This window comes from uncultured Mycobacterium sp. (assembly GCF_964249325.1).
Lineage (GTDB): Bacteria > Actinomycetota > Actinomycetes > Mycobacteriales > Mycobacteriaceae > Mycobacterium.
The window spans coordinates 1-3,728 of record NZ_CAXUCH010000335.1; the positions used below are offsets into that span (position 1 = coordinate 1).

The window sequence follows — 3,728 nt, forward strand, 5'->3', positions numbered from 1 at the left end:
GGGCTGCCCGGCGGATGGCTGGGCGGCAGCACCGGTGCCGAACCGGCGGCCGCGCAGCCCTCGGGTATGGGCGGCGGGCTCTACGGCGCTCCGGCAGCACTGGGCCGCGAGGGGTCGTCGGCTTCGGCGGAGAAATCCCCGCCGCGCACCATGCAAGTCACCGCCCGCTCAGCGGCCGACAGAGGGGAGCGGCAACAGAATTAGTGCACACAGCGGCCCCGCGGGGCTTTTAGACTCGACGCACACTCGCAAATGAAACTCAGTTGATGAGGAGAAAACACACATGGCTCTTGTCGGACACCCTCAATTGGTGGCGTTCGCTGATCAGATGGACGAGTTGTCGCAGCGCGTCCAAGATGTGCTGCAGCAGTACCTGAATCATTCGATGGAACTGCACAGCGGTGGCGGGTTGACCGGTGCGGCCGGCACGGCCAACATTCAAACAACCCAGGACGTCCACGACGCCCAGGCCCGCATCCAGGCCCGGTTCCAGCAACTCAACGACCTGGTGCGCCAAAACGCGCACGGCTATGCCAACACCGACCACAACAACCAACAAACCATCGCCGCGGTTCCCGGCGCGTTGCGGTTCCAGTAACTGTCCCAACTCTTTTCGGCTTTGACCCCGACGGATTAAACCTAGACGAAGGAAAACCTTTCATGGACGACATGATGCGCTACAACCCAGCGATGCTGGCCGACTACACCAGCACCCTGATGACGTTCAGCGCGACGCTGGACAGCCTCGGTCAGGAGGCGCTGCAGAAGCTGGCCGGCATTCATGAATTCTTCGACACCCAGCACGGTTCGGTGGCCTACCAGCAGGCCCAGCAGCTGATCATCGACGGCATCAACGACGGCAAGGAAGTGATCGCGCGGCACAGCGGCGCGGTGGAGACGTCGGGTGCTGATTTCGTCGCCTACGACGCCTCGGCGGGCAATTCGTTCATGTCGATCTAGCCTGCTCAGACGGTAGCTATCAGCAAGGGGGCCGGCCTCGGTCGGCCCCTTGGCGTGGATGCTTAGGACAGCGATGTTGACGACCTCGGTGGAAGCGATCTGGGTCCTTCAGGCCCTGCTGGGTGTGGAGTCGATGCCGGTGGCGCTGCACCTGAAGCCGTTCATCCCGTCGGTGCATGAGTCGCTGATGGTCGACACCGACGCCGGGCAGGTGCCGATATCGCAGACAGCCCAATATCACAGCCTGGTGCAGGCCGGGGTCATCGACGCCGCCGGCCATGTCGATGACGTGGTCCGTGACTGGATGACGGTGCTGGGCCGCCCGGACCGCCAGGTGGTGCTGACGATTCGGCGGCCCTCCGGAGTGGTGGTCAACGGTGCGCCGCCAACCGTGCACGAACGCGTCCTGGTGATCTGCCGGCATCGGCGCTGGATGGCGATGGCCGCCCGCGATGGCGACGAGATGGTCATCGGCGGGGTCGGCGAGGCCGACGATCCCGACCGCCAGATCGAACTGATGTGTCAGGTGCTGGTGCCGCCGTTCGGTGAGATGCCCGCCGCCGACATCGATGGTGTCAACGTGCCCGCCGATCTGTTGCAGTCGGCGATGGAAGCCGCCGCGCCGCTGGGAAGGGGGGCGGTCAGCGCCGCCTTGGCGAAGCTGGGTCTGCCGCCGCATGAAGTGGAGGTCGTCATGGCGGCCAGCCGCCTGGATGAGTCAGCGATGGCGGTGGTGATGCTCGTTGACCACGGACTGCAGAGGCGGGCCCATCCCCGGGTGTTGACAGTCGCCGACACCGAGTTCGGGCGGATCAGCTTCACGACCACGACCGGCGCGGACGGCAAGGAATGGCTGAGCATTTGGCCGACCACCCCGGCGGGCCTGCGCGACGACCTGACTGATTTGCTGTCCGCACGGCAGGCTGGCTAAGGCGACCGCCGGCCGACGCGACGAACGCGGAGATGATGTGTGGTGGAGCGCGTGCGGCGCCGATGTCGGCGACGGCCCAATTAGCGGAGAGCGCGTGCTGAGCGCGCCGGTAAGGTTAGCCGCATGGCGCTGAACCTCACGTCTAGGCTGCAGGTCACAGCCCACTATTTTTGGAATCGCCGTAACGCCTCGGCGCTTAGCCACCACGGGGTGCGGCTGGAGTACGACCCTGAGCAGCGGCGGCTGGCCGGGATCATCTTGGGGTTCACCTTCACCGTGCTGGCGGTGGCGCTGATGGCGATTCTGGCCTGGTTCAAACCGGCCGGCCAGGTCGGCCAGTCGCGGATCCTGGCTGACCGCGACACCGGCGCGATCTACGTGCTCGTCGACGGCAGGCTGCATCCGGCGCTGAACTTGACCAGCGCCCGGCTCATCGCCGGGGAAGCCGCCCGGCCCACGTTCGTCAAGGCCAAAGAGCTCGACAAGTATCCGCAGGGCCCAACGGTCGGCATCGTGGGCGCGCCCACCCAAATGCCGATCCGTACCGGGTTGGGCTCGCAGTGGGCGGTCTGCGACACCGCGCCGGCGGCCACGCCGATGTCCTCCGCGCCGGCGCAGCCGGTGGTGACGGCGATCGCCGGCCCGCTGCAGGTCGGTCAGCGCTCGGCGCCGCTGACGATGCCCAACGCGATCTTGGCCCGCCACAACACCAAAACGTATGTGGTGTGGGATGGGCACCGCTCCGAGATCGACTTGTCCACCAAGTCGGTGGCCTTGGCGCTGGGCGTGGACGCCGACGCGCCGGCCCCGGTGCCGATGTCGACAGCGCTGTTCGACGCGATCCCGGCCACCGATCCGCTGATCAGCCCGGTGATCCCGGACGCCGGCCAGCCCTCCCCGTGGGACTTGGGTGCGCGCGCGGTGATCGGCTCGGTGTTATCAGTGCGTGAGCTCAGCCAAAGCGGTGCCGACACCTTCTATGTGTTGTTAGGCAATGGGGTGCAACGGATCTCGCCGTTTGTGGCCTCGCTGCTGCGCTCGGCCAACTCGTTCGGCAACGTGGCGCCCGTTGCGGTGTCCCCGGACCGGCTGGCCCGCGTGCCGGTGGTGGACAGCCTGCCGGTGGACTACTATCCACCGACGCGGCTGCACCTGGTCGACACCACCGTGGCCGGCACCACCTGCCTGGCCTGGTCGAAGGGGGCCACCGACAGCGCGGCGACGGTCGCGCTGCTCTCCGGTCAGGGCCTTCCGACCCCGGCCGAATCCGATAACCGGCTGGTGCATCTGGTCAAAGACGCCGCCGCCGACCCCACCGCGGTGGAGGCCGACCAGCTCTACATCGCGCCCGGGGCGACGAATCTGGTGATGACCACCAGCGCAGATCCGGGCTCGCGCAGCCGGGAGTCGCTGTGGTGGATCTCCGACCAGGGGGTGCGCTACGGCATCGCGTTGGACGACATGACGCTCAAACCGTTGGGGATCGTCCCCGGCAACGCCCGCCAGGCCCCGTGGCCGCTGATCCGGATCTACGCCACCGGCCCGGCGCTCAGCCGCGAGGACGCGATGACCCAACACGACACGCTGGCCCCGCTCGGCGGCACCGCGGCGCTGTCGACCAAGCAGCCCGGACGGCCCTAGACAAGGACGCAATCCACGATGAGACATGGCGTGCGAGTACCGACGATTCGCGCGGTGAGGATGGCATGGTGACCGATCGTCAAAACAGTGAGTTCCACAACCACACGGCGGCCCCGCCGAGCGGGGAGCCGCCTCTCCAGGCGCCACCTGGGGAGGCCGAACAGCAGCCGCAGAGCCCGCCGGCCGGTCCCGGGGC

Annotated in this window: 4 protein-coding genes and 1 pseudogene; all 5 read left to right on the forward strand. The window is 67.4% G+C overall.

The features are described from left to right. Nucleotides 1-204 (forward strand): annotated as a pseudogene (locus ACFE99_RS23910) (hypothetical protein); the annotation flags it as partial. 79 nt (nucleotides 205-283) lie between these two features. After that, nucleotides 284-598, forward strand: a complete 315-nt coding sequence (locus ACFE99_RS23915) for a WXG100 family type VII secretion target (protein ID WP_375489203.1) — start codon at nucleotides 284-286, stop codon at nucleotides 596-598. Nucleotides 599-660: 62 nt separating this feature from the next. Beyond that, nucleotides 661-960: a hypothetical protein gene (locus ACFE99_RS23920; protein WP_375489205.1), complete on the forward strand. Its 300-nt coding sequence runs from the start codon at nucleotides 661-663 to the stop codon at nucleotides 958-960. Nucleotides 961-1,033: 73 nt separating this feature from the next. Beyond that, nucleotides 1,034-1,891: an ESX secretion-associated protein EspG gene (locus ACFE99_RS23925; protein WP_375489207.1), complete on the forward strand. Its 858-nt coding sequence runs from the start codon at nucleotides 1,034-1,036 to the stop codon at nucleotides 1,889-1,891. Between the two features lie 123 nt (nucleotides 1,892-2,014). Continuing rightward, on the forward strand, nucleotides 2,015-3,532 hold the full coding sequence (gene eccB / locus ACFE99_RS23930; RefSeq protein ID WP_375489209.1) for a type VII secretion protein EccB: 1,518 nt from the start codon (nucleotides 2,015-2,017) through the stop codon (nucleotides 3,530-3,532). The last annotated feature ends 196 nt before the right edge of the window (nucleotides 3,533-3,728 follow it).

Excerpts from the sequence above, each read along its gene's own strand:
- ACFE99_RS23915 (WP_375489203.1), top strand. The coding sequence starts at position 284 with ATGGCTCTTGTCGGACACCCTCAATTGGTGGCGTTCGCTGATCAGATG.
- ACFE99_RS23920 (WP_375489205.1), top strand. The coding sequence starts at position 661 with ATGGACGACATGATGCGCTACAACCCAGCGATGCTGGCCGACTACACC.
- ACFE99_RS23925 (WP_375489207.1), top strand. The coding sequence starts at position 1,034 with ATGTTGACGACCTCGGTGGAAGCGATCTGGGTCCTTCAGGCCCTGCTG.
- eccB (WP_375489209.1), top strand. The coding sequence starts at position 2,015 with ATGGCGCTGAACCTCACGTCTAGGCTGCAGGTCACAGCCCACTATTTT.